Source organism: Arsenicibacter sp. R0_47 (assembly GCF_057652235.1).
Genome location: NZ_JBYFCJ010000001.1, coordinates 111,911 through 136,995, shown reverse-complemented (window position 1 = coordinate 136,995; position 25,085 = coordinate 111,911). Strand labels below are relative to the sequence as shown.

At 52.6% G+C, this 25,085-nt stretch carries 19 protein-coding genes; 12 read left to right on the top strand and 7 right to left on the bottom strand.

Annotation, left to right across the window (positions count from 1 at the left end; genetic code table 11):
• The first annotated feature begins 140 nt into the window (after positions 1-140).
• From AC23NW_RS00550 to AC23NW_RS00540, 3 genes are all read left to right on the top strand, one after another.
• Complete coding sequence (locus AC23NW_RS00550) at positions 141-749, top strand: OmpH/Skp family outer membrane protein (protein ID WP_293841788.1); 609 nt, start codon at positions 141-143, stop codon at positions 747-749.
• Between the two features lie 19 nt (positions 750-768).
• The gene (locus AC23NW_RS00545) at positions 769-1,410 is read left to right on the top strand and encodes an OmpH/Skp family outer membrane protein (RefSeq protein ID WP_293841785.1); all 642 of its coding nucleotides are present in this window, start codon (positions 769-771) and stop codon (positions 1,408-1,410) included.
• 221 nt (positions 1,411-1,631) lie between these two features.
• Positions 1,632-3,224, top strand: a complete 1,593-nt coding sequence (locus tag AC23NW_RS00540) for a hypothetical protein (RefSeq protein WP_487447005.1) — start codon at positions 1,632-1,634, stop codon at positions 3,222-3,224.
• Between the two features lie 107 nt (positions 3,225-3,331).
• Here the strand turns inward: AC23NW_RS00540 and AC23NW_RS00535 are convergent, their stop codons facing one another.
• Positions 3,332-4,192 carry a lipoprotein signal peptidase gene (locus tag AC23NW_RS00535; protein ID WP_487447004.1) on the bottom strand — a complete coding sequence of 287 codons (861 nt, stop codon included), beginning with the start codon at positions 4,190-4,192 and terminating at the stop codon, positions 3,332-3,334.
• A 105-nt stretch (positions 4,193-4,297) separates the two neighbouring features.
• On the bottom strand, positions 4,298-5,521 hold the full coding sequence (locus tag AC23NW_RS00530; RefSeq protein WP_293838187.1) for a proline dehydrogenase family protein: 1,224 nt from the start codon (positions 5,519-5,521) through the stop codon (positions 4,298-4,300).
• Between the two features lie 274 nt (positions 5,522-5,795).
• Here AC23NW_RS00530 and AC23NW_RS00525 point away from each other — a divergent pair, with 274 nt between their 5' ends.
• Together AC23NW_RS00525 and AC23NW_RS00520 are read left to right on the top strand one after the other, a co-directional pair.
• Positions 5,796-6,893, top strand: coding sequence for a chorismate mutase (locus AC23NW_RS00525; protein WP_293838184.1), 1,098 nt, complete (start codon positions 5,796-5,798; stop codon positions 6,891-6,893).
• A 108-nt stretch (positions 6,894-7,001) separates the two neighbouring features.
• Positions 7,002-8,741 carry a tetratricopeptide repeat protein gene (locus AC23NW_RS00520; RefSeq protein ID WP_487447002.1) on the top strand — a complete coding sequence of 580 codons (1,740 nt, stop codon included), beginning with the start codon at positions 7,002-7,004 and terminating at the stop codon, positions 8,739-8,741.
• A 39-nt stretch (positions 8,742-8,780) separates the two neighbouring features.
• Here AC23NW_RS00520 and AC23NW_RS00515 read toward each other — a convergent pair whose 3' ends face one another.
• A complete protein-coding gene (locus AC23NW_RS00515) occupies positions 8,781-9,707 on the bottom strand; it encodes a DUF4249 domain-containing protein (RefSeq protein ID WP_487447000.1) in 927 nt (308 codons plus the stop codon).
• 11 nt (positions 9,708-9,718) lie between these two features.
• Positions 9,719-12,196: a TonB-dependent receptor gene (locus AC23NW_RS00510; protein WP_487446998.1), complete on the bottom strand. Its 2,478-nt coding sequence runs from the start codon at positions 12,194-12,196 to the stop codon at positions 9,719-9,721.
• A 213-nt stretch (positions 12,197-12,409) separates the two neighbouring features.
• Between AC23NW_RS00510 and AC23NW_RS00505 the strand changes: the two genes are divergently transcribed.
• From AC23NW_RS00505 to lolA1, 4 genes are all read left to right on the top strand, one after another.
• Positions 12,410-13,750 carry an NAD(P)/FAD-dependent oxidoreductase gene (locus AC23NW_RS00505; RefSeq protein WP_487446997.1) on the top strand — a complete coding sequence of 447 codons (1,341 nt, stop codon included), beginning with the start codon at positions 12,410-12,412 and terminating at the stop codon, positions 13,748-13,750.
• A gap of 73 nt (positions 13,751-13,823) precedes the next feature.
• A complete protein-coding gene (locus AC23NW_RS00500) occupies positions 13,824-14,861 on the top strand; it encodes a quinone-dependent dihydroorotate dehydrogenase (protein WP_293838170.1) in 1,038 nt (345 codons plus the stop codon).
• Positions 14,862-14,976: 115 nt separating this feature from the next.
• Positions 14,977-17,604: an FtsK/SpoIIIE family DNA translocase gene (locus tag AC23NW_RS00495; RefSeq protein WP_487446996.1), complete on the top strand. Its 2,628-nt coding sequence runs from the start codon at positions 14,977-14,979 to the stop codon at positions 17,602-17,604.
• A gap of 97 nt (positions 17,605-17,701) precedes the next feature.
• Positions 17,702-18,343, top strand: a complete 642-nt coding sequence (gene lolA1 / locus AC23NW_RS00490; protein WP_487446994.1) for an outer membrane lipoprotein periplasmic chaperone LolA1 — start codon at positions 17,702-17,704, stop codon at positions 18,341-18,343.
• 3 nt (positions 18,344-18,346) lie between these two features.
• Here lolA1 and AC23NW_RS00485 read toward each other — a convergent pair whose 3' ends face one another.
• Entirely contained in the window at positions 18,347-18,757 is a 411-nt protein-coding gene (locus AC23NW_RS00485; RefSeq protein WP_487446993.1) for a hypothetical protein, read from the bottom strand.
• Between the two features lie 182 nt (positions 18,758-18,939).
• Here AC23NW_RS00485 and AC23NW_RS00480 point away from each other — a divergent pair, with 182 nt between their 5' ends.
• The 3 genes from AC23NW_RS00480 to AC23NW_RS00470 all read left to right on the top strand — a co-directional run bounded on the left by AC23NW_RS00480 (position 18,940) and on the right by AC23NW_RS00470 (position 22,327).
• On the top strand, positions 18,940-20,886 hold the full coding sequence (locus AC23NW_RS00480) for a M1 family metallopeptidase (protein ID WP_487446991.1): 1,947 nt from the start codon (positions 18,940-18,942) through the stop codon (positions 20,884-20,886).
• A 13-nt stretch (positions 20,887-20,899) separates the two neighbouring features.
• Positions 20,900-21,748 carry a hypothetical protein gene (locus AC23NW_RS00475; RefSeq protein ID WP_487446990.1) on the top strand — a complete coding sequence of 283 codons (849 nt, stop codon included), beginning with the start codon at positions 20,900-20,902 and terminating at the stop codon, positions 21,746-21,748.
• A 75-nt stretch (positions 21,749-21,823) separates the two neighbouring features.
• On the top strand, positions 21,824-22,327 hold the full coding sequence (locus AC23NW_RS00470) for a hypothetical protein (RefSeq protein ID WP_487446988.1): 504 nt from the start codon (positions 21,824-21,826) through the stop codon (positions 22,325-22,327).
• Positions 22,328-22,365: 38 nt separating this feature from the next.
• On the opposite strand, the gene AC23NW_RS00465 is transcribed toward AC23NW_RS00470, so the two are convergent.
• Entirely contained in the window at positions 22,366-23,892 is a 1,527-nt protein-coding gene (locus AC23NW_RS00465) for an RtcB family protein (protein ID WP_487446986.1), read from the bottom strand.
• Between the two features lie 9 nt (positions 23,893-23,901).
• Positions 23,902-25,005 carry a slipin family protein gene (locus AC23NW_RS00460; RefSeq protein WP_487446985.1) on the bottom strand — a complete coding sequence of 368 codons (1,104 nt, stop codon included), beginning with the start codon at positions 25,003-25,005 and terminating at the stop codon, positions 23,902-23,904.
• Positions 25,006-25,085 lie beyond the last annotated feature (80 nt).

Sequence of the window (25,085 nt, the reverse complement as noted above, 5' to 3'; positions counted from 1 at the left end):
AAGCTATTTGTCTTCTTTTAGTTAAGGCACCGGTTAAACCTCCTTCCCGATTGCCAATCTAACAGACAAAGAGTCTGATTCAGGATTGACAATCAATTTGTTACTAAACCACGACCTGCAAAAAATTCAAGATTAAGCGCATGAATAAAGGACTCTTTTTCGTAATTTTGTGTTTCTTTTTGGGCACATACGACACTTTTGCGCAAACCCAGAAGATAGGCTATGTGGATACAGAGTTTATTTTCAGCAAGATGCCGGAGTACCAGAAAGCACTCTCAGAGATCGATAAGTTTGCCGACCGTTGGTCTAAAGACATTCTGGACAAGCAGACAGAAATTGAAAAGCTGCAACGGGCTTATCAGGCAGAAGAGATTCTGCTGACCGATGACATGAAGCGTGAGCGCCAGCGTGTTATTGCGGATAAGGAACGGGAAGCACGCGAGTACAACAATAAAGTATTTGGCTACGAAGGCATGCTTTATCAGAAAAAGAAAGAACTGATTAAAGTACCGATGGAAGTCGTTCAGCGGGCTATCGACAAGGTAGCCGCCCAGAAGCGGATCGACTTTATGTTCGACAAAGCCAGCGACTTTGTTATGTTGTATACTAACCCACGGCACGACTACACAGACTATGTCATGGAAGAGCTGGGGTTAGATGCAGACAATAAAGCAAATAAAAAGGCTCCGGCAGGAGGCCAGCTGACTCCGGATGGTCCGGCCACGCAAACAACCGCAAAACCAAAATAACGTACAAACAAAGTTCCCGATGAAGAAAAGTCTCGTCATGGCGTTCGTAGCTGCCCTTCTGTTAGGCGGCGTCAGCGCTCAGGCACAAGCCCAAACAGCACCAACGACGTCAGCAGCTGGTCCGTTGAAACTGGGTTATACAAGCATGGACTATCTGTTGCAGCAAGTACCGGAAAGCAAGGATATCCAGAACCAATTAACGATCCAGCAGCAACAGGCTGCCAACGAACTCAAGCGGTTGAATACGGAACTGCAGACAAAATTCGAAACGTACCAGAAAGGTGCGGCTCAGATGTCTGACGTAATCCGTGCTGACCGTGAGAAGGAATTGCAGGGTCTGCAGACGCGGATTCAGGAGTTCGAACAGAACGCACAGCAGCAGTTACAGGCTAAATACCAGCAGCTGGTAAACCCTGTTATCCAGAAAATCCAGAAGAACATTGATGCCGTGGCAAAAGAAAACGGCTATAACTACGTCTTCAACCTGGATGCGGGTGCAGGTACCGCCGTTGTCTTGTTGTATGCTCCGGAAGACAACAACATTACGGAACTGGTCCTGAAAAAAATGGGTGTAACCCCTCAGCCTGCTCCTGCGGCAACCGGTACCGGTGCGGCTACGCCTCCGGCAAAAACACCGGCTCCGGCCCCTAAGAAAAACTAATTTACTGAATAGTCCCTTTTATCCGGATTTCAGTAAACAGCATACAGTCTTTCTGTTAAGCCATTCATCTTGTGATGAATGGCTTTTTACTTGCTAGAATATGCTTGAAAAATACAATAAAACTGACCACCAAGAACGTTTTGACTAAGAAAAGTATCATCGGCAATAATCTTCGTTGTATTTTTGCGTTTCCGTAAACGAACCCCCTCTGATAGTTTCTAATGATAATTCCATTAAAACCTATAATCGGATTGGTGCTGGCACTGTTGGTGTCGTTCACCGGTTTCGCCCAGGATAATAAACCACTGCGTATCGTTCTTCCTCAGCAGCCCGACTGGAATGTAGTTCAGGAAGGTCAGACACTGCGTTTTTCCCTTAAAGCCATTGGCACCAACGCTGATTCGGTCTCGTTCCGACTGGCGCAGGGGCAACTGGATGGCATGTTACTCGACTCGGCCGGTACATTTACCTGGAAACCCGGTTATGACATTGCCGACCGCATTCAGACCGTAAAAACAATCCCGCTTCTTCTCGAAGTACATAACCAGTTTGGCGAGTCGGCCACGCAAAGTATTGACCTGAAAGTCCGGCACGTAAACCGCCCGCCGGTTATTGGTGAGCTCCCGCCGTTCTACGTACGGTACCGTACGCAGAATGTGTACAAAATGGACCCTTCGGCCATTAAGGACGAAGACAATGATCCGATTGTCTTTATTCCGATCAGCGATCAGATGCCGGAAGGCAGCAAGCTTAGTTCGCAGGGAGAAATGACCTGGACGCTATCGTTGAACCAGTTCAATAAGCTTAAAAACGAGAAGTTTATTTATATTGAATTCTGGGTCGAAGACCAGCCGGCAAAAAGCCGCACAAAAGGCCGCCTGAAAGTAGAAGTTACCCAAATGGATCTGCCGCCGGACATTACGGTGGTTCCTAAAGAACAACGCTACAAGGTGAAGGAAAACGCGTCGGTAAACCTGAAGTTTTACCTTTCTGACCCCAACGGAGACGACGATATATCGGCCTTTGATTTTCTTTCCGATAATCAGAATATACCGAAAAGCGCCCTGATAAAGAATACGGACAATCAGTATGAGTTTATCTGGACGCCCGGCTACGATTTCGTGAAAGATCCGTTGGATACGTTACAGGTGCAGATTACGTTCTATGCCCTCGATAAGGCCCAGAACCGCGATGAACGTAAAATTACCTTTACGGTACAGAACGCCATTAATGAGGAGGCAAAGGACCGCGCCTTGTATGCGCAATACCGGCAGGTACTGGTTAGTGCCTGGAATCTGGTTGAGCAGCTCAGCGAAAAGGAAGAAGAACTGAAACGGAGCTACCGCAAAGCCAAAAAAGGCAAACGTAACCGCTCAGTGGCCAATGCCTCACTCGGCGCCGTTGGCGGGATAACACCGGCTATCATTGCCAATAACAAAAGCCAGAGCGTTCAGACCAATATGCGTTATGTATCGGCGGTTGGCGGTACAGCCGTACTGACCATGGGTACGCTCGAAGCGACAGAAGTAATCGGTAAGTCGATGAAAGACCTGCTCGAACGCTATAACTACGTACTGGGTAAGAAAACCGAAATCCAGAACAAAGGGGATGTCTTTGCCCGTGAATTTGCCCTGAAAGCTTCCCGCCGCGGCGGTGATTTCGTGAAACGCCTGGATGACTTCCGGGCAATCATGAGTCTGAGCGGTCTGGTCGCCCTGGAGCTGGATGCCAACTGGCAGAACAAAAAAGAAGCTACGGATAAAGCCATTAAGCGTACGTTTAAAGACTTTACTCCGCTGGAGGAGATTCAGTAAGTTTCTTTCGGATATAAAGCAGAAGCGCCCGTTTTCGTGATGAAAACGGGCGCTTCTGCTTTATGCGGTTAGTGATGAGCTGAGCAGCTTACACGCTCCGGAAGGGGCTATTTTTCTTCCTTTTGCTCCGGTTCAGAAACCGATGCATTATCGGCTACGGCATGCGGCGTAATTACATCAGGATGCTCCTCAGCCGCAACGGCAGGGATTTCGGCATCAGCGACCGGCTGGTCTGCTTCTGTACCGGTGGCCGGTTGTTCTTCGCCGGTAACGGCTTCCGCCTGTGGCGTTTCGTCGGTAAATCCGTCGGTTGGGGTCGGTACTACCGAGGCTTCATTGGCATCCGGCATCACGTCGTCGGGCAAGTAGGATTCTTCCTCTGCCGGATGCTCGCCGAAATAGCGGCGCTGGAAGAAGAGAATAAAACATACCCCGACAAAAATACAGGCATCGGCAATGTTAAAGATCGGCGTCGAATAATACTGACCGCCCCAGACCGGCACCCACTCCGGAATGAAACCCTCCCAGACATCAATAAAAACCATATCGATTACCTGACCGTGGAACCACGGCGTCGGCGCATCGTAGGGGGCATTGCCCAGCAACACACCATAAAACGTACTGTCAATGACGTTACCCACAGCCCCGGCCAGGATCATCGCCATGGCCCACAATAAGCCATCGGGTGCCCCGCGCCGTGCCAGATAGACCAGATACCAGCCAATGCCCGCCATCGCAAATAACCTGAATACACTCAGAATCAGTTTACCATAGGTATGGCTGAGCTGCATGCCAAACGCCATGCCCGGATTCAGGACATAATGCAGTTTAAACCAGTCACCGACCAGCTTAATCTGTCCGGCAAAACCGGGGGCCATGAAATGATGTACCGCCATTTTAACGGCCTGATCAACGGCAATGAGCACAATGGCAAAAAGAAAATACTTAAGAGGGCTTTTCTGGATCATATGTGTACCTGGCAGCTTACTGCGGCTATTGCCGCCGTCACTGCACGATGAAAAAAAAGCAGCCGCTTTCGCGGCTGGCACAGCGCTTTTGCTGCGCATGAAAAACTATACCCGGCAACCTTTCCGGCGGAAAAGCTCTTTTTTAACAAGTGTATATTCCCGGCTGCTCTGTCCGGCAATGGACTTATTCTCCTCGGCACGGCGGAACAAATACGGCATTACCGCTTCTACCGGCCCGTATGGCACGTATTTAGCGACATTGTAGCCGGCATTCGCCAGGTTAAACGAAATATTATCGCTCATACCCAGAAGCTGTGCAAACCAGATGTGCTTGTCGTTACCGGCAATGTCCATGTCCTTCATTTTCTGAATCGTGTACTGACAACTATACTCGTTGTGCGTACCCAGACAAATGGAGATAACATCGCGGTGCTCGAGCGCATAGTCGATTGCCCGGTTGTAATCGCGGTCTGTATCCTGTTTGGTAGCATGGATCGGGTCCTGATATTCACCTTCGTGAGCCCGGATCCGTTCTTTCTCCAGATAAGCACCCCGTACCAGTTTTGCACCGAGGGCATAGCCGTGCGCACGCGCCTGTTCAGTTGCCTTCACAAACTTATCGTACATTTCCCAGCGATACATCTGGAAGGTGTTATAGACAATCGGACTTTCGTGGTTATACCGGTCCATCATCTCATACGCCAGCATATCAATGGTATCCTGAATCCAGCTTTCCTCGGCATCGACAAAGATTTTCACGTTCTTCTCGTAAGCCCGGCGGCAGAGGGCATCTACCCGCTGGCGTACCCGTTCGAAAGCCGCTTTCTGCTCATCGGTGAGCGGGTCACCACACTGCACTGCTTCAAGCAGTTCCGTTGAGGCTACGCCGGTTACCTTAAAGACAGAGAAGGGGATGTCCACAGAATCGTGTGCCCGTTCGATGGTCCGGATAATTTCCAGAACCGTCTCATCGAAACTCTTTTCGTTGTCTTCTCCTTCCACAGAGTAGTCGAGAATGGTTCCGACGCGGGCGTTGTGCAGCGTCTGAATCGTCTTTTCGCAGTCACGGATGGTTTCCCCGCCGCAGAACTGTTCGAAAATTGTCGTTTTGATGATTTTTTTGATGGGTAACTGTAACTTAAGGGCAATTTTTATAAAAAAAGTCCCTACTTTTACAAGCCATCCCTTATTCATCAACGCAAAGAGCCAGTACGTTTTCTTTAATTTAAAGTCGGACTGGGATAAAAAAGCAATTGAAGTGTCCTCAAATGAGACAGGACTAGCCTCGCCCGATTGTGGGTCGGCAAGTCTTTGGACAGTCGTTAGCATTGAATTACTGCGGTTCGACATACGTTTGTGCCGCTGAAGGAGCGATTAGCAATGAATAATACAGCGGTTTTTTAAACAGCTCCGAAAGTTAAACGAAATTTCGGTATATTCGGTTAATCAACCTAAACGCTACTACTTCAACAGACTAATAATCGTACAATACAAATGATGAAATCAACTTGAAACACAGTGGTTTCACTTGCAAATATACCAAAAATTTAAATTGAAAGTTCCTAGTTAAGGTAGTTGAGTACATAACTTGTTTTTATCTGTCATGAAGCCAGATTTAGCCGTTGAGCCGTTAGCATCGTGGATCAAGACCGACGGCAAACCTCTAATTATTGCGGGTCCCTGTAGCGCAGAGACCGAAGAACAACTTTGTGAAACCGCACGCCAGTTGGCGCAACAAAACGCGGTTCATGTCATTCGGGCCGGTGTATGGAAACCCCGTACACGTCCAGGCAGTTTTGAAGGCATGGGCGAAGCGGCTTTGCCGTGGATTCAGCGCGCTAAAGCAGAAACGGGACTGCCGTTTGCTGTGGAAGTGGCAACGCCTGAGCACATTGAATTAGCCCTGAAATATGGCGTAGATATTCTGTGGATCGGCGCACGTACGACGGTTAACCCGTTTAACGTACAGGAAATTGCTGACGCCCTGCGTGGTGTTGACGTTCCGGTACTGATTAAAAACCCGGTTAACCCGGATCTGGCTCTCTGGGTAGGTGCGTTTGAGCGTATCGCCGGAGCCGGTATCACCAAGCTGGGTGCCATTCACCGTGGTTTCTCAACAGGCGAATCAAGCAAGTACCGCAACATTCCGATGTGGCAGCTGGCGATCGAACTGAAGTCGATCTTCCCGCAATTGCCAATGATCGGTGACCCAAGCCACATGGCCGGCAAGCGTGCATACCTGTACGAACTGGCACAGATGGCGATGGACCTGAACTATGACGGTCTGATCGTGGAATCGCACATTGACCCGGACAAAGCATGGAGTGACGCTGCCCAGCAGCTGACCCCTGCCGCTTTCGGCGAAATGCTGGACCACCTGCACATCCGTACGGTACAGTCAGAAAACCTTGAGTTTAAAGGCGCTCTGGAACAACTCCGCCAGAAAATTGACAATACAGACCGCCAACTGGTAGAGATGCTGGCGGCCCGTATGGCCCTGGTAGAGAAACTGGCCGAATACAAACGCGACAACAATGTGACCCTGTTCCAGCCTGACCGCTGGAAGGAGATTCTGAATACCCGTACCGAGCAGGCGAAGAAATTCGGTCTGTATCCGGAGCTGGTTGAAGAGATCTACAAGATTATTCACATGGAGTCGATCCGTAAGCAAACAGAGGTGATGAACAGCGCTGAAGCGTAAGTCAGTCCCTGATTACTAGAAGCGATGGCACAACTGGTTCAGTTGTGCCATCGCTTTTTTTATACCTTTGTGTAAGTGCCCCCTAACAGGTTGATCAGGAACTGCCGTATGTGTAAAATCATCTTTACTGAGTATTCTCTTTACGCTTTTACCCAAAGGACACACAGAAAGATAGCTATACTTACCGGACTACTCTACTTTTTACTACCATACGTTTATAGTCAGCCCCCACTGCTTGTACAGGAGCTTGCCCGGTTTACCCCCGATCAGCGGATCGAACAGTTACTCAACATAGTATTCCGGACAGGGATTGTGTACCTGCGCCCGTCCTACCTTGACAGCCTGCAGACGGCAGCGGCTACCCTGGGCGACCACCGGTTAACACATTACGTTCACGTTGTCGGTCTCCAGCATCAGCAGCTGAATAAAGCAGATCTGAAACAGGACGCTGCGCTGACAGCCTACGTCGAGCAATCGCCGTATACAGACCTGAAAGGCTATTTATTTTACATGAAAGGAATGGCCGCATTCTATGCTAATCAGTATAGTAAAGCCCTGCCCGACCTATTCCGGGCAAAGGCCATTTTTGACGAAGCGTATCCTGATCCATCGGCATTGCCTCAGTTTTATTTAAAAGGTTTTTTCGAGGTCTATTACTATTACGAAGATTACAACACGGCTGCCTATTACTCACGGCTGGCGCTGAAACACGGTCACTCCGATATCTTTGCCCGTTCCGGCGTATGGAATAACCTTGGACTTTCCTACCTGAAAATGAGACGCTTTGACAAAGCAAAAACGGCTTTTGAGGCAGGTATCCAGGCATGCAGACAAGAGAAGCGGCAGGATTACGAAGCCTTAATTACAGGTAACCTGGGCAATGTACTACGCCTTCAGGGCAACTATAGAGAAGCGCTCCCCTTTTTATACCAGGATATCCGGACCAACGAAAAAGTAATTCCTGAGAATGCGGTTATCAGCCGGTTTTATGCCGCCAATGCGCTTCTGCACCTCGATTCTGTCAGTAAGGCAAAAACCTATCTGGCTCCTCCGGCCGTGGTGATGCCTGTGTGGACGCACCCCGGCTATGACCTGATCCGATATGAGACGTTAGGCCTTTATCACCACAAAACCGGTGATTTCCGGACTGCCGCGGCATACAAGGACTCGCTTCTGGCGCTTAAAGATTCGTTGAAGCAGGAATTTGACTACAAGAAAATCACGGTGCTGGAGAGCACCCTTCAGGCAGAGAAATATTTAGCCGGACAAAAGAAGGTACAACGTGCCGTTCTGCGCCGGAACCTGATTATCGGCGCGCTGATCGTCATTTTCACCGGCCTGCTCTTCTGGCTGAACAAACGCCGCCACCAGACCATCCGGCAACAGGCAATCCGGCAGCGGCAAACGGAAGAACAACTGGCCAACGCAACCAAACAGCTGGAGGAATATGTCCGCTTTCTGAATGAGCGCAATGCCTTGATTGAAGACATCACGCTCCGGCTTAAATCAGCAACCGGGCAACAGCCGGATAGCGCAGAACCGGCGCAGGAGCCTGCTGCCATCCGCAGCCTGCATGAAAGTATTCTGTTGACCGAAGATCACTGGAAAGAGTTTAAAACGCGTTTTGACAAGGCGTTTCCGGAGTTTTTCACCAAGCTGCGGAGCCGCTATCCGGACCTCACCCCCGCCGAAACGCGGTTACTGGCCCTTCAGCACCTGCAGCTCCCGTCGCGGAACATAGCCAATATGCTCGCCATTTCACCGGAATCGCTCAAGAAGACACGGTACCGGCTGCGGAAAAAGTACCCGCAACTGCTGGCAGATGCCAACGATACGACGATGCCCTGAAGTGATCAGGGCCGGATTGCTCCGGCCCTGACCTTGCCTTTATTTTGGTGTAAACCGCACTACCGACTGGTTGAAGGCAGCAAAGCACCCGAGCCCCCCTCCCCGGATATTGCCGGGCAGTAAAACCGGCTCCGCAAACGGATTGCCGTCGGATTCACTGTAATTCTTCAGCGCATTGTGGTAGTCATAATACATTTTATCGGTGTGCAGCAGATATAAGTTAACCGTATTTGCCGGCCCTGCTGGTTGTCCTGTCGTATTTTCTGTAAACCGCGCATAAAGTCCTTTTGCCGATGTCAATACCAACCCATCCTGATTCAGATCAGAAATCAGGTAACGGTTTGGCTGATTGTCAAACAAAACCGCCGTTACATACGAAGCGGTCTGTGTCTGGGTGTTCGGGCCAGTCACAACCCTGGTGACTACCTGATCGCCGCGAATCCGGTAGTAATCGGCCTGCCCGGCTACGTCTTCCCATTTGAGTTGCGCGGTATGACGATAAACCGGTTGGGCGCCATTATAGATGGCCACCGTCGAATCAATGATAACAGACTGAACCGGGATATTTTCCGGAATGGTAGCCGACGACGATAATTCCTGTCCGGATGCCATCTTCACCGATAAGGTGTATGTCTTACCCGCCTGCAACGGGAAATTCCGGGCGGGCGCTGCATAGATGCCGTTTGAACCCTGTACATACGGCAGGGCAATAAACCGGTTTCCGTCGGCAATCGTTACCACGGCATTACTGACGATCGTACCTGACTGATACGTTCCCAGCACGGTCCGGGTTAGCTGGACACTGACCGCCAGTAAGCTATCCTGCGGCGAGATAAAGCTGACGACAACCGGTTTTTCCGACTCCTGCGGCACTTTGGCATCCGGCACATCCTGCACCAGGCTTCCGCAGCCTGCCATAAACAGAACTGAACTGACGAGTATACCTAAGAATACATAACGAATCATGGCGGGCTGGCTTAAAATGTGAAATTATAACTGAATGAAGGCACTACCGGAAACACCGAGATCCGCTGCAACACAGTCTTTGCCGGCTGGTTCTGCCCTTGGTATTTGGTGTTTAGCTGATAAAAAAACGGATTACGCCGGTTGTAGGCATTATACAGGCTAAACTCCCAGGTCCGTTCGTGGCGCTTCATTTTCTTATGGAACTGGATACCTACGTCGAACCGGTGATACGGCTCGGCACGGAAACTGTTCTTAGGGCCATAATCATTCACCTGAAGCGCATTGGCCAGTTGCCGCGACAATTGAGGAATTGTCCCCGACGAGTAATAACCGCCCGGATAACCGTTTTCCATTGCCTCATACTTACCGACCGGCAGGGTCAGGGCCTGACCGGTGCCGTATACCCATGTGCCCGAGAGGGTAATTTTCGGACTGATTTCATAAATACCAACCACCGACATATCGTGGCGGCGGTCGTAACGCGGAAAGAACTTTTTACCGAAGTTCAGCTCGGCAAACTGCCATTGCGTCCACGAGAGCGTATAACCCAGCCAACCCGAAAAGCGGCCGACCTTTTTCTGCAACAGAAATTCTGCCCCGTAAGACCAGCCCTTACCACTTGTAACGTTATCTTCCCAGCGCACCTGTTCTGCCGACTCCGGATTGTTGATGAGCAGAAAACTGGCCCCTTCGCGATAGTTGATGATGTTGGCCATTGTTTTGTAATACCCTTCGACGGTCAGGGTGACGCCTTTGCCCAGCCAGCTCCGGTCGAAATCCTTCGCGATCCCGACCGCTACCTGCTGCGACTGCTGTGGCTTCACCCTGTCGGTGGTTGGCACCCACAGATCCGTTGGCAGGCCGATACCGGTGTTCGACAGCAAATGAACATACTGATTCATCAGCGCATACGACCCCTTCAGCGAGAGCGAGGGCCGGAGGCGGTAAGCGGCCGAAATCCGCGGCTCGGGCCGCACATACCCTGCATCTTTATGCCAATAGTGGCTCAGGCGCATACCCGCATTAATCCGCCATTGATCAGTCGGTTTCCAGAGGTCTTCGGCATAAACCCCTGACTCCAGTATATCGATATTATCAATAGCCTGCCGGAACTGCTCCTTCTGCGAATCGCGCAGGACGATAGCACTCGGCGTAAACCGGTGGTAGATGCTCAGCAGCCCGAACCGCAGCGAATGCTGCGGGCTCGGGTAATAATCGAGGTCATATTTAAGGGAAAAGTCACGGATGCCGGAATTGTACCGTAACCGGTAGACATCTGTCTGCCCGCCCGACCGGGTGGACTCCTCGTTCGAAAAAATCTGAAACTTATAATCACTGAAAATCAGCGAGGTATTGGCAAACAGTTTTTCATTAAACAGGTGGTTCCAGCGCAGTGTACCGGTGCTGTTGCCCCAGAACAACCCCGCTTCGCTTTGCCCGCCACTGCTATTCGGATTCTGGTCTTTCTCGCGGAAATAGAAGCGGTCACGGCCAAAATAGCCGCTCAGATACAGCTTATTTTTAGGCCCGAAATCATAATTTACCTTGGCATTAAAGTCATAGAAGTAATAACCAGCCACGGATTCGCCCTTAGTTGCAGCGGTAATAAACGGACGCGCCAGCACATCGAGGTACGTACGCCGGCCGGAAACCAGAAACGACGACCGGGCGGTGGAGTCGCGCTTCCGCTTGAGCGGCCCTTCCAGCGTCAGCCGCGACGAGATCAGGCCGATCCCCCCTTCGCCGTGCAGTTTTTCCTTATTGCCCTCCTTCATATTCAGGTCAATCACCGACGATAGCCGGCCGCCAAACCGCGCCGGGAAACCGCCTTTGGTCAGTTCCACACTTTTGAGCGCATCGCCATTAAAGACCGAAAAGAACCCGAACAGGTGGTTAGCGTTGTAAACAATGGCGTCGTCGAGAATGATCAGGTTCTGGTCGGGGCCTCCCCCACGCACATACACGCCGGTCTGCCCTTCGGAGCCTTTCTGTACGCCCGGCATCAGTTGCAGCACCTTCAGCACGTCCTTTTCACCCAGCAGGGTCGGTATTTTCTTAATCTGCGAAATCGGCACATCGATCTGGCTCATCTGCGCACTTTCACTGACGCGGTCAGCTTCCCGGGTCGATGTTACGGTGACTTCCGTGAGCGTTTTGCCGGGCGTCAGCAGCACATTGACCGTCCGGTTTTGGCGGAGGCCAACCGTCCGTTCTTCCAGACCATAGCCCACAAACGAAAAATTAAGCCGGACGGAATCCTGCGCGGGCAGCGTCATCGAGTAAAACCCGTACGTATTCGTGGTAGTCCCAACCGAACGCGCCCCCGCCGCTGTCTGCGCCAGATAGACATTCACCCCGATCAGGGCCTCCTGACTACCCGCCTCGCGCACATACCCGCTAACGGTTATCAGATTTTTGTCGGATTGCTGAGCAAACGTGTGGAGTCCGCACAGGCTTAGTAAAAAGAAAAGAGGAAACGTTAATCGCATAAAAAGTAAATCATGTGTGTGTTGCAGTAACGCTGACAGGACCCGGAGTGGTATAGGACAGTTGGAAGAAGTTTTTGTTAAAAGTCCTTAAGCCTTTCCCAATACATCATTTTCACCGCTTTTTTAGCACCACACACCAACCTTTTTTGTTATATCTATAAACACAAAGTACGCATAATCAGTGGCTTTGTTAAGACTCAACCGAATACAGCCATGCTTCAATACGATCAACTTTCGCTTAATATACCGGATACCAAAAAGCCGCGCGTCGTCATTATCGGCGGGGGCTTCGGGGGTATCAATCTTGCCAAAAACCTGAAGAGCGACGATTTCCAGATTGTGATGTTCGACAAGCAGAACTATCACGGGTTCTGGCCCCTGCTTTATCAGGTAGCAACGGCCGGGCTTGAACCAGATGCCATTGCCGAACCGCTCCGGAAACTCTTCGACGACTGCGATGATTTTCATTTCCGGCTGGTGAAGGTAACCGGCGTCGACACCACCCGGAAGGTGGTCAGGACGCTGATCGGCGAACTGCCTTACGACTATCTGGTGATTGCCAGCGGCTCAAAAACCAACTATTTCGGCAACAAGCAGATTCAGCAGAATGCCTTCCCGATGAAACAGATGACCGACGCCCTGAACCTGCGCAGTCAGCTGCTTCAATCGTTCGAACAGGCCAGCATGACCAAAGACCCCGACATCCGGCAGGCCCTGCTCAATTTCGTAATTGTAGGCGGCGGTCCGACCGGTGTGGAGCTGGCAGGTTCCCTGGCCGAAATGCGGAAACACGTGCTGCCATCGGACTATCCGGGCCTAGACTTTTCGCGGATGAACATTTATCTCGTCGAAGGGCTCGACCGGGTGTTGCCGCCGATGTCGCCCGAAGCCAGCGAAAAAACACGGAAGTACCTGGACGAAATGGGCATTCAGATCAAGGTAAAAACCATGGTCGAAAGCTACGACGGCGAGACGGTTACCTTCAAAGGCGGTGAGCAGATCCGGACCCAGACCCTGATCTGGGCGGCCGGTGTTCAGGGCTCGCTCATTGACGGGCTACCGGCCGACGCCATCGAACGGTCGCGGATTCTGGTCAACGAAATCAGTCAGGTAAACGGCACCCGCGACGTATTTGCCATCGGCGACGTGGCGCTGATGAAAACAACCGACTATCCGAACGGGCACCCCGGCGTGGCGCAGCCTGCCATTCAGCAGGGTTCGTTACTGGCCAAAAACCTGCTCCGGCTCAGCAAACAGCAGGCGCCGGAACCATTTAAGTACTTCGATAAGGGGTCACTGGCCATTATCGGGCGTTACCGCGCCGTAGCTGATCTGCCGAAAAAACTGCACCTGAGCGGTTTTGTAGCCTGGGTAGCCTGGCTGTTTGTGCATATCTGGTACCTGATCGGTTTCCGCAGCAAACTCATTGTCCTCAGCAACTGGCTCTACCGCTTCTTCACCTATGATCGGGGTACGCGGATCATCATTCGCCCGCATGTCCGCAAGGATGATACGGTAGCGCGCGAGATGCTGGCCAAAAGCGAAATGCTTTAGCCTTACGGCCTAACGACAGGAAGCAGATGCAAAAAGTATGGGCATTCTGTTTCCTGTCTCGTAAATTTGCAGCATGTACAAACGCTTGCTGCTCCCCATTCTCTTCCGTTTCGACGCCGAAACGATTCACCACTTTGCTACCAGCTCGTTAAAATTCGTTCTGTCGATTCCCGGCATGTCATGGCTGGCCCGCAAACAGTTTGTCGTCACCGACCCATCGCTGCAACGCACGGTCTTTGGCATTACCTTTCCGAATCCGGTAGGCCTGGCCGCCGGATTTGACAAAAACGCCGAACTGATCAATGAACTCAGCGACCTCGGGTTCGGCTTTATCGAAATCGGTACCGTTACGCCCCGCCCGCAGCCCGGCAACCCACTGCCGCGTCTGTTCCGGCTCAAAGCCGACGGCGGACTGATCAACCGGATGGGGTTCAACAACAAAGGTGCCGGACCGGCCGCCCAACGGCTGCGCGAACGCCGGAAAGGCATTATCGTCGGCGGCAACATCGGTAAAAATAAAGATACCGCCAATGAAAACGCCCTGACCGATTACCTGCTGAGCTTCCGTGAACTGTTCGACAGTGTGGATTATTTCGTGGTCAACGTCAGTTCGCCCAATACGCCCGGCCTGCGCGACCTGCAGGAACGTGAACCGCTCACCCGGATTCTCCAGGCATTACAGCAGGAAAACAAGGCAAAACCAGCGCCTAAACCTATTCTGCTGAAGATTGCCCCCGACCTGACCGACAGCCAGCTGGATGATATTATTGCCATCGTCGGCGATACACAGATTGCGGGCGTTATTGCGACCAATACCACCATCAGCCGCGACAACCTGCGGACGGACGCCGAACAGGTGGCCGCCATCGGAGCCGGTGGCGTGAGCGGAGCACCGGTCCGCAGCCGTTCAACGGAAGTGATCCGGTACCTGCATACCCATTCGCAGGGTGCGTTCCCGATAATCGGGGTCGGTGGTATTTTTACGGCGGCTGATGCACGGGAAAAACTCGACGCCGGTGCCGCCCTCGTGCAGGTCTATACCGGCTTCATTTACGAAGGGCCGGGCCTTGTAAAAAATATCTGCAAAGGCTTGGTGACTGCTTCCCGGTAATAAGCAGGAAGTTGCCGTTGCCGATAAAAAAACTACATAACCGCACAGGTATCGGGGCACTGTTTTTTCGTTAAAAAGCCGGAAATTTACCTCATCAGTCATTGACCTAACCTATATGGCCAAGCAACCAGCCGGAAAAAATACCCCACGCCAACGTGAACAGACTAAACAACAAACACAGTCATCTAAAGCCGGTAAAACGGATTGGGTGAGCAGGCTCGACCGCTGGATTTATGATCACCGGTCTACGCTCGCATTCGGGGTTTTACTTATTCTGATTGGCATTGGCTTATTTGTCGCGTTTATTTCTTATCTGCTCCACGGCCCCGCCGACCAGAGTGTGGTCCGGGCGGCCGTCAACGATTCGGCACGGGACGCCGCTCCCGAAACCAAAAACTGGCTGGGACTCGCCGGCGCGTCTATTGCCCACGTATTTGTGTTCCGGTGGTTTGGCGTGGGCGCCCTTGGGCTGCCGGTTGTGGTCTTTCTGGCTGGCTGGAAGCTTACGTTTGGCCGCGAACTGCTACCGCTCGCCCGCCTCACCAAAGGGATGCTGTTCTTTACGATCTGGACCAGCCTGTTTATCGGTTATTTTGTCCGTATTACGGGGAGTGTCTCCAGTGCCAGCGTATGGTGCGGGGGCGTTGGCTATGAGATAAACCAGGTACTGGCTACGTTGCTGGGCGGTGGCAGCATCGTTTTGATCGGCTTCCTGCTGTTTGTATTCATCATTTTCTATTTCGACGCCGCATCCTGGTCGTTTAACTGGAAAATTAACTGGCCAAACCTGAAACCGGCGCATACCGATGATTACGAGGACGATGCAATTGAGGATTATGAGGACGAAGAAGAAGCCGAAAAACCGGTCGCTAAACCGGCAGCAAACGGCAAGCCCGTCGCAACGCCTGCGCCGCCGGTCGCCGTACCGCCGGTACCCGAACCGGAACCCGACGTTCGTGCGGCACCGGTAGCCGCGCCGGTAGCAGCAGCAGTGACCAGTGAGCCCGAACCGGCCGTAGCCGCCGGTGAAGCAGCCCGTACCAGCCGGATTATCTCGTTTGATGATCCGCCGAAAAACGGTAAACCGGTACCTGCCGCAGCCGCAACGGCCCCCGCCAGCGATTTTGTGGTAAAACAGCCGGGTGAGACGCAGGAGCCGGTAGCCCCGACCTTTGATGTGCCGGTTGGTGAAGCCAGCAGCGATAGCCTTGTGGCAGAGCATGGGCCGTATGACGCCACGCTCGACCTGCCACACTATCAGTATCCGGGCGTCGAGCTACTGACGGATTACCCGAGCAAAGGCGCACAGGTATCCGAAATTGAGCTCACCGAAAATAAAAACCGGATTGAGGACACGCTGCTGAAATTCGGCATCGGCATCAAGAAAATCTTTGCCGAAGTCGGGCCGACGGTTACGCTGTATGAGATTATTCCGGCCGACGGGGTGCGTATTTCCAAAATCAAAAGTCTGGAAGACGACATTGCCCTGAGCCTTTCGGCACTCGGTATCCGGATTATTGCCCCGATGCCGGGCAAGGGAACCATCGGGATTGAGGTGCCGAACAAAAACCGCGAAATGGTTTCGATGCGGTCGGTGATCACCAATGAGAAGTTTTCAAAAAGCAATTTTGAGCTTCCGGTCATTCTCGGCAAAACCATCTCCAATGAGATTTATATCGCCGACCTGGCCAAAATGCCCCACCTGCTGATGGCGGGTGCTACAGGTCAGGGTAAGTCGGTAGGTCTGAACGTATTGCTGACATCACTGATCTACAAAAAACACCCTGCCCACCTGAAACTGGTCCTGGTTGACCCGAAAAAGGTGGAACTGGCCCTGTATAACAAGATCGAACGCCATTTCCTGGCCAAGCTCCCGGACAGCGAAGAGGCCATCATTACGGATACGAAAAAGGTGGTGAATACCCTGAATTCGCTGTGTGTGGAGATGGATAACCGGTATAACCTGCTGAAAGACGCTGGTGTCCGGAACATCAAGGAGTATAATACCAAGTTTACCAACCGCAAGCTGAATCCGGAAAAAGGTCACCGGTTCATGCCGTACATCGTTCTGATCATTGACGAGCTGGCCGACCTGATGATGACCGCCGGCAAGGAGGTCGAACAGCCGATTGCACGGCTCGCCCAGCTGGCCCGCGCCATCGGTATTCACCTGGTGGTTGCCACGCAGCGGCCATCGGTCAACGTCATTACCGGTCTGATCAAGGCCAACTTCCCGGCACGTTTGTCGTTCAAGGTAACGTCGAAAATCGACTCGCGGACGATTCTGGATACCGGCGGGGCCGAACAGCTGGTCGGTATGGGCGATATGCTGCTGTCGTCCAACTCCGACCTGATCCGGTTGCAGTGCCCGTTTGTCGATACCGAAGAAATCGACGAGCTGTGTGATTTTGTGAGCGGACAACGCGGTTACGACGAAGCCTATGCCCTGCCGGAATACGTCGGCGATGAAGGCGGTCAGGACATTGAGGAGCGGGAAATCGACCTGGGCAACCGCGATGTGATGTTCGACGAAGCCGCACGCCTGGTTGTGATTCACCAGCAAGGCAGTACCTCACTCATTCAGCGCCGCCTGAAACTGGGCTACAACCGCGCCGGCCGGCTGATCGATCAGCTGGAAGCGGCCGGTATTGTCGGCGCGTTTGAAGGCAGCAAGGCCCGGGAAGTGCTTATCTCGGATCCGCAGCATCTGGAAGAAGTTCTCCGCAAGTTGCGGGATCAGTAGTAAAGGAAACAAAAATTAAACTTTTTCCGGTTGTTAGCTGTCTAACATTAAATGTATTGCCAATTTTACGGCAAATTCACTAACCTGAAGTTTGACAATGAGAAGATTAATGCTGATATTCTGTCTGGTGGCCGGCTTTGTCGGTTCGGCTGCTGCCCAAAAGGACAAGCGCGCAAAAGACATTCTGGACGCAATGAGCAAAAAGTATAAAACGCTGAAGACGTATCAGGCAGCGTTTACGTTTACGACCGAAGGAGCTGGCGCAAAGGAATCGTATAAAGGAGATCTGACAGTTAAGGATACTAAATTCCGGCTGAAACTGGGTGGACAGGAGGTTTTTAATGATGGAAAAACCATGCACACCTACGTAAAGGAATCAAACGAAGTAAACGTTCAGGATTACGACGGCTCGGATAACAGCGACCTCAACCCTGCCCGGATTTACACGATTTACAACAAAGGATTCAACTACCGGTTTGTGGGTGAGAAAAAAGAAGGTGCCCGCACGCTCGAACAGATTGAGCTGACGCCGGAAAAGAAAAATGCCCAGATCAGCAAAATCCAGATTAACGTGGATAAGGCTGACAAATCGGTACGCAGCTGGACAACTACCGACAAAACCGGTAAGAAAACCAGCTACGCAATCAACAAATTCGTACCAAACGCCGGGGTAACCGACAGCTATTTTGTCTTCGACAAGGCTAAGTACCCGGGCGTTGAGGTAGTCGATCTGCGCTAAGTATTACATTCCCTTTCTGGTCGTGATCATGACCAGTCCGTTGCGGGCATTTGATCCGTAGGTAGTCAGGGCCCGCCGGCCATCCATCTGATTTACTGACACGACATCATCTGCCCGCAGTGCTTTCATCTGGTTTACCGTGGCCACTTTCCCGTCAATAATATACAGCGGCCGGCTGGTACTCCGGTTCCGCAGCCAGTCCGGTACGACCGCATGAATTCCCTGATCCTGCGCCGGCAAACGGCTCAGGGTCGTATCAAGGCCGCCCCCCGGAATTATCGCCGGCCGGGGCAGTCTCCGGTTTTCAACCGGCATGGCCGTATCTCCCCGCATTGCACGGACCGGACGCGCCTGCACCCCATATACTCCACCTGTGATGCCGGCCAGCATGACCGCCAGGACAATCCTTTTCATAGCCTTATTCCGTTAACAACGTACCTGTCTGATACAGTGCATCTGTTAGATTAACAACAGAACCAAACGTTTAGTGTTTAGTTGATATTTTGGCCGATCGCTGTATTAACTCACTTTCATACCATAATACAAGCGTCCGGAACCTGTTTTTTGTAGATTGCAGTTACTAAACCGCTACGTTCATGCACACGTTCTACCGGCTTTTCCGGATTGGATTATGTCTTCTGCCGCTCCTGTCGTACGGGCAGTTGCCGGCACCGAAACCCATTTTTCCGGCGCCCCTGAGCCCCCGTATTGCCAACTATCAGATCAGGGTCAGCCTTAACCCGGCAACCAAACGCCTGGCGGGTCAGGAAACGCTGACCTGGCGCAATACCTCCGGCGATGTTATCCGCGAATTGCAGTTTCACCTTTACCTGAATGCATTTAAGGACCGGAAGTCTACCTTCATGCGTGAATCGGGCGGCCAGCTGCGGGGCGACTACATCGACGCCGACGACAAGGAGGCGTGGGGCTGGACAAACCTCAAATCCATGAAGGTACAAGGCGGCGAGGCGCTGGCCTGGCAGTTTATCCAGCCCGACGACCTGAACACCGATGACCGCACGGTGATCCGTGTGCCGCTGAGTAAGCCCCTTGGTCCGGGCCAGAGCATTACGCTCGACATAGCGTTTGAGGCCAAACTCCCGAAGATTTTTGCCCGCACCGGCTTCAGCCGTGACTTCTTCCTGGTCGGCCAGTGGTTTCCGAAAATCGGGGTCTATGAACCGGCCGGTACCCGTTACGCGCGGCAGGGCCAATGGAACTGCCATCAGTTTCACGCCCATTCGGAGTTTTATGCCGATTACGGCGTGTATGATGTTGACATTACCACGCCGAAGGAGTACTGGGTAGAGGCCACCGGCCTTATGCAGGGAGAGGTCATGCACAAAAACGGCACCAAAACCCTGCGCTACCATGCCGAAGATGTCGTGGATTTTGCCTGGACTGCCTCCCCTCATTTTCAGGAAGCAACCAGCCAGTGGAAGCACGTTAAAATTACGGTTCTGCTCCAGCCCGAACACGCGGATCAGGCACAGCGGCACATTGATGCTGCCACGGCCGCCCTGGCGTATTTTGATAAATACCTCGGTAAATATCCGTTTCCCAACCTGACCGTAGTTGACCCGCCCATCCATGCCATGGGCGCGGCCGGTATGGAGTACCCGACGTTTATCACCGCCGGTACGGCCTGGCAAATTCCGAAGGGCATACGGATGCCGGAAATGGTGACCGTGCATGAGTTCGGCCACCAGTATTTTATGCAGCTGCTGGCCAGCAATGAGTTTGAAGAAGCCTGGCTCGACGAGGGCTTTAACCAGTATTACGAAGGCCGGATCATGGACGAAACCTATGGCCCCAAAACGTCGGCCGCCGACCTGTTCGGCTACCGGCTCGGCGATCTGGAAAACTCCCGCGACGGCTATGTACACCTCGATAATCCGGCCATTGGTGCTTCGTTCGGGAACACCTGGCAACTGCCGGACAACTACTACGGCGTCCTGACGTATAGCAAAACCGCTACCTGGCTCCGTACGCTGGAAGGGCTGCTGGGCCGGAAAATTATGGACGAAATCATGCAGACGTATTTCGACCGCTGGCAGTTTAAACACCCGAATGCCAACAGCTTCATCGCCATTGTCAACGAAATTGCCCCCGCCCGCACCGGTTTCCGGTATGGTAATGACATGAACTGGTTTTTCGATCAGGTACTGTATGGCGACAATGTCTGCGACTATAAACTCGTCTCGGTCTCCAGCAAAAAACAGGGGAAACAATACACCTCAACGGTGCGCGTCGACCGCCTGGGCGATGCGCGGATGCCGGTTGATGTACTGCTGCACTTTGCCGACGGCAAGGAACTGATGTTGTTCTGGGACGGCAAGGGCCGGACTAAAACCTTCACGGTCACCGAATCCGGAGAACTGATCTGGGCCAAAGCCGACCCGAAGCAAAAGCTTTATATCGACACGAACTTCAACAACAACAGCCTGACCCGACAGCCGTCATCGGCACCGGCGGCGAAGTATGCGGCAAAAGTACTTTTCTGGATTCAAAACTGGCTTCACTGGCTGGCCTGGCTGGCATAACCCCATCATACCCATGCTGACAAGTTTACGACAAACGCTGCGCTCCGGCCGCGTCCTGATCCTGATCTATCTGACCTCAACCGTCCTCGGCCTGCTGGTGGCCCTGCCGATGTACGCGACACTTACCCGACTCGACGGCAATTCACTGGCGTTCAACGAACTGCTGGCAGGTTTCGATTATACCGTATATCAGGATTTCATGCATAAACATGGAGAAGCCATCAGTCCGCTGCTGAGCGTGGGCCGCTGGACCGGTATAGTTTACCTGTTTCTGAGCATCTGGTTTACGGGGGGTATCCTGATGGTGTTTGCCCGGCCAGCTGCCCCGCTGCCGGTCAGCCTGTTCTGGCAGGCCTGCCTCCATTATATCCGCCGGTACCTGCGGCTGTTTGCCGTTACACTACCTTTTCTGCTAGCCGCCTTGCTGATACCACTGCTGGCAGGGATTTTACTGGCCGTTCTGGCCGAAGAGCAGTTCACCGAACGCGGTTTGTTCTGGATCGTCTCCGGCGGTTTTTCGGTTGGGTTTGTACTGGCAACACTGGTGCTCTGCATCAGCGATTATGCAAAAGTGCTGCTGTTCATGGAAGATGAACAGGGCGGCTTACGGGCGTTTGGCAAAGCAGGCCGGCTGGTCTTGCGGCATCCGCTGGCAACGCTTGGCCGCTACTGGCTCCTGATCGGTATCGGCACGGCACTGTTCGGAGCGTATTTTTTGCTTGATAGCCTGATTGGCACGGGATCGTGGCTGACCATTCTGCTGATGCTGCTGATTCAGCAGGCGCTTATTTTTGCCCGCATCATACTCAAAGGCTGGAACCTTGGCGTTACTCATGCGCAGTATAGACAATTGAAGGCCTGAAGAATCGTTTACTTTGTATCAAATTATTACCTTTGACAAGAATGCAATCCTTAAAATCAATCACTTGTTAACTCCATGCAAAAATTCCTCACACTCTTGATTGTCATGACAGCCCTATTGATTGGCTGTAAAAAAGAAGACACGGCTACACCTAAAACCAAGACTGAATTAATCGCCCGGAAATGGCAGTTTCAGGGAGCTAAAGTGACGCTGGGTACGCTTCCGATTACGGCCTATACCCGTGGAGCCACCACTGGCAACGTGGTTGACTTCTCCGCTTCGTACATGGATTTTAAATCAGGCGGCGGCTTTTCTCAGGTTGTCCTGCCAGGGACTTCAACAACAGGAACCTGGAAATTCAACAGCACAGAGACTGGTTTTACAATTAACTCAAGCAACGGTTCTGTTGACAGCTGGACTATCGACAAGCTAACCGAGACAAATCTTGATTTCAGTCGCCAGATTGCCGCTAACTCAACGGACCCGAGCGATCTGACGTGGTTGAATCTCATCAAATCATACGGCTTTTCAACGGCTGCCGGTGCAAAAATCGAAGTACAGACAGTACCTGCTCCTTAATAACACAAAAGCGGAGGCCTCAGGCCTCCGCTTCGTTTTTAGTCCTCGCGGCCTTCCTTGCGGTTAGCGTCCGCCATCCGGACAATTTTGGGTGTGAATGTAGCCAGCACTTTTACCAGCTCCTGCTGGGCACCAATGACGGTTTTGATGTCTTTGTACACCATCGGCGCTTCGTCTAAATCACCGCCGATCAGCTGAATCCCGGCGGCTTCCAGTACTTTATTGACCTGCGATTGCGTGATCCGGCTGAACGCCTGGGTCCGCGACATCAACCGCCCGGCACCATGCGATGCCGAGTTGATAGCACCTGCATGGCCAAGCCCCCGCACAACATAGCCCGGCGCCGTCATGGACCCCGGAATAATGCCCAGCACATCCGGTCCGGCGGGCGTTGCACCCTTACGGTGCACCATCACCTCACGGCCATCGGCCAGCGTTTCCTGCCAGGCAAAGTTGTGGTGATTTTCGACCATCATCAGCGGCTTCTCCCGCAGCACCTTCGCGATTTTATTGTGAATCTCGTGGTGATTCGCCGAGGCGTACTCACCGGCCAGATTCATCGCAATCCAGTACTCCTGCCCTTCTTCGGTATTCAGGTCGAGCCAGGCGAGGTGGGCGGCCTGCTTCGGCAGTCTGGTTTTCTGCATGGCCAGCTTCGAGTAATAATTGGCCACTGACCCGCCGAATCCGCGGGAGCCGGAGTGCGACAACAAGGCCAGATACGTACCGGGCGGCAGATTCAGCAGTTCATCCGCTTCTGCCACCTCCACAATGCCCCACTCCACAAAGTGGTTTCCTGTCCCCGACGTACCCAGCTGCCGGTAGGCTTTGTCTTTCAGATCACGGATTACTTTCGTGGCCGTCCACTCGGGCAGGTCCATGACACTTTCGTCGAACTTATCGCGGATTTCGCCCCCCATCCCGAACTTCGTCTGCTCCACCAGCGCCTTTTTCAGCAGGTGTGGCTCACGTTTGAAATAGTCGGGGCGAATATCGAAAACCGACAGACACATCCGGCAGGCAATATCGACCCCGACCGCATACGGAATAATGGCATGTGGTTCGGTGGCCAGGACCCCGCCAATCGGCAGGCCGTATCCCTGGTGCGCATCGGGCATCAACGCGCCCGCCACCGAAACCGGCAGGCTGGCAGCAGTCTGCATCTGCGCCAGTGCACCGGCTTCGATGTGCTCCTTGCCGAAAATGGTATAGGCAAGGGCTTCTTCGCGCAGATCATAGCTGGATTCGGCCTGCTTTCCGTCGGCCGGCAGCACATAGGCCGCTGGCTCTGCCGGCAGAAATGCCGCACCGGTTTCGCTCAGCGGTACGGCAACACCCTGCTTATTGAGTTCATAAATGGCCTGCGCCAGATTCGTGACTTTATTTTTTGAATACGCAAATTTTTTCGGGTTCCGGAGCATCTGCGCCAGCAACCCCATGACTTTTTCTTTCGGGTATCCGGCCCGCGTCACCAGTCCGTTGGCAACCCGCAGAAATGAAGCGTGCAGGTTTTCCGGAATGGGTCCGAGGCTCAGTAAATCCTCCCGTGTTATGGTTGTTTCCATATTGTGTTTCTACTTTGACGCCGTAAAAATCTGTTTTAGCTGATCCAGTAATTGCCCGTTGCCGGATACAGAAACCGAGCTGATCTTATCGGCGATTTTTTCGACATACTCCATTTCTTTCAGTTTCCAGAGCATTTCGTTGTCTTCCATCAGTTTGGCGGTGTTCAGCAAGCTGCGGGTCGAGGCCGTTTCTTCGCGGCGCATGATGCTGTTGGCCTGTGCCTTTTTTTCGGCCAACAACACCTGATTCATGATGTCGCGCATATCGCCCGGCAGAATCACATCGCGCAGGCCACCGCCGTTGAGCACCACGCCCAGCGCCGTTGCCCGGCCGGCGGTTTGCGCCATCACCCCGTCCACGATCGCTGCTTTTTTATCGAGCAGTTCGTCGAGGGTCAACGACCCGATGGTTTCGCGCAAAGCCAGTTGCATCAGTACGTACAACTGCCGGTCATACTCCTTGTTTTCGACCAGCGCCCTGACCACATCACGCACTTGATACTGGATAAAGAAACTCACCCGCACCGAGGCCTTGTCCTTCGTCAGAATTTCCTGCCCCGATACTTCCATCTGCTGCTGCCGCATATCAACCTTCAGTACATGAATCGGCGTGTTGTTTTTCCACCAGTGGTATTGCCCCGGCTTCAGCACCTCCCTGAAGGTCCAGTCGACAAATAAAACGCCTTGTTCGTGGCCCTCAACCGAATAGCTGCGGACATAGGCCCCCAACGGCCCCGGCATTAACGACGCCAGATCGACATCGGCCGGAATAACCGGCTGTGTAATGTCCAGGTGGCGGTAGCTGTATTGCTTCAATCCTTTCCAGTAGGCATACCGCCCCTTGCGCAGCACGTTTATAAACAAGCCGCCTTCGTATTGCAGGGCAATTTCGTTGTCTTTAACCTCAACCACGTCCAGCAGGGCCGCTATATCCGGTATAGTCAGCAATACGGCCAGATCATACGGTGGCTGTTGCAGTAGCTCGCCCTGATTGTAGACATACACAACCTCGTTCGGCCAGAGCCAATGATGGCCCGCCGGTAACGTCTTCACGAAGTTGCCGTGTTTGAATACTAATCCGATTTGATGCGATAAGATGCGCACAGTTTTCATGGTTGTATGATTGGTAAATGGTTGCTGTTACTGTATCAAAACCCACAGGCGTATACACACCGGACGTGTGCGGAAACAAC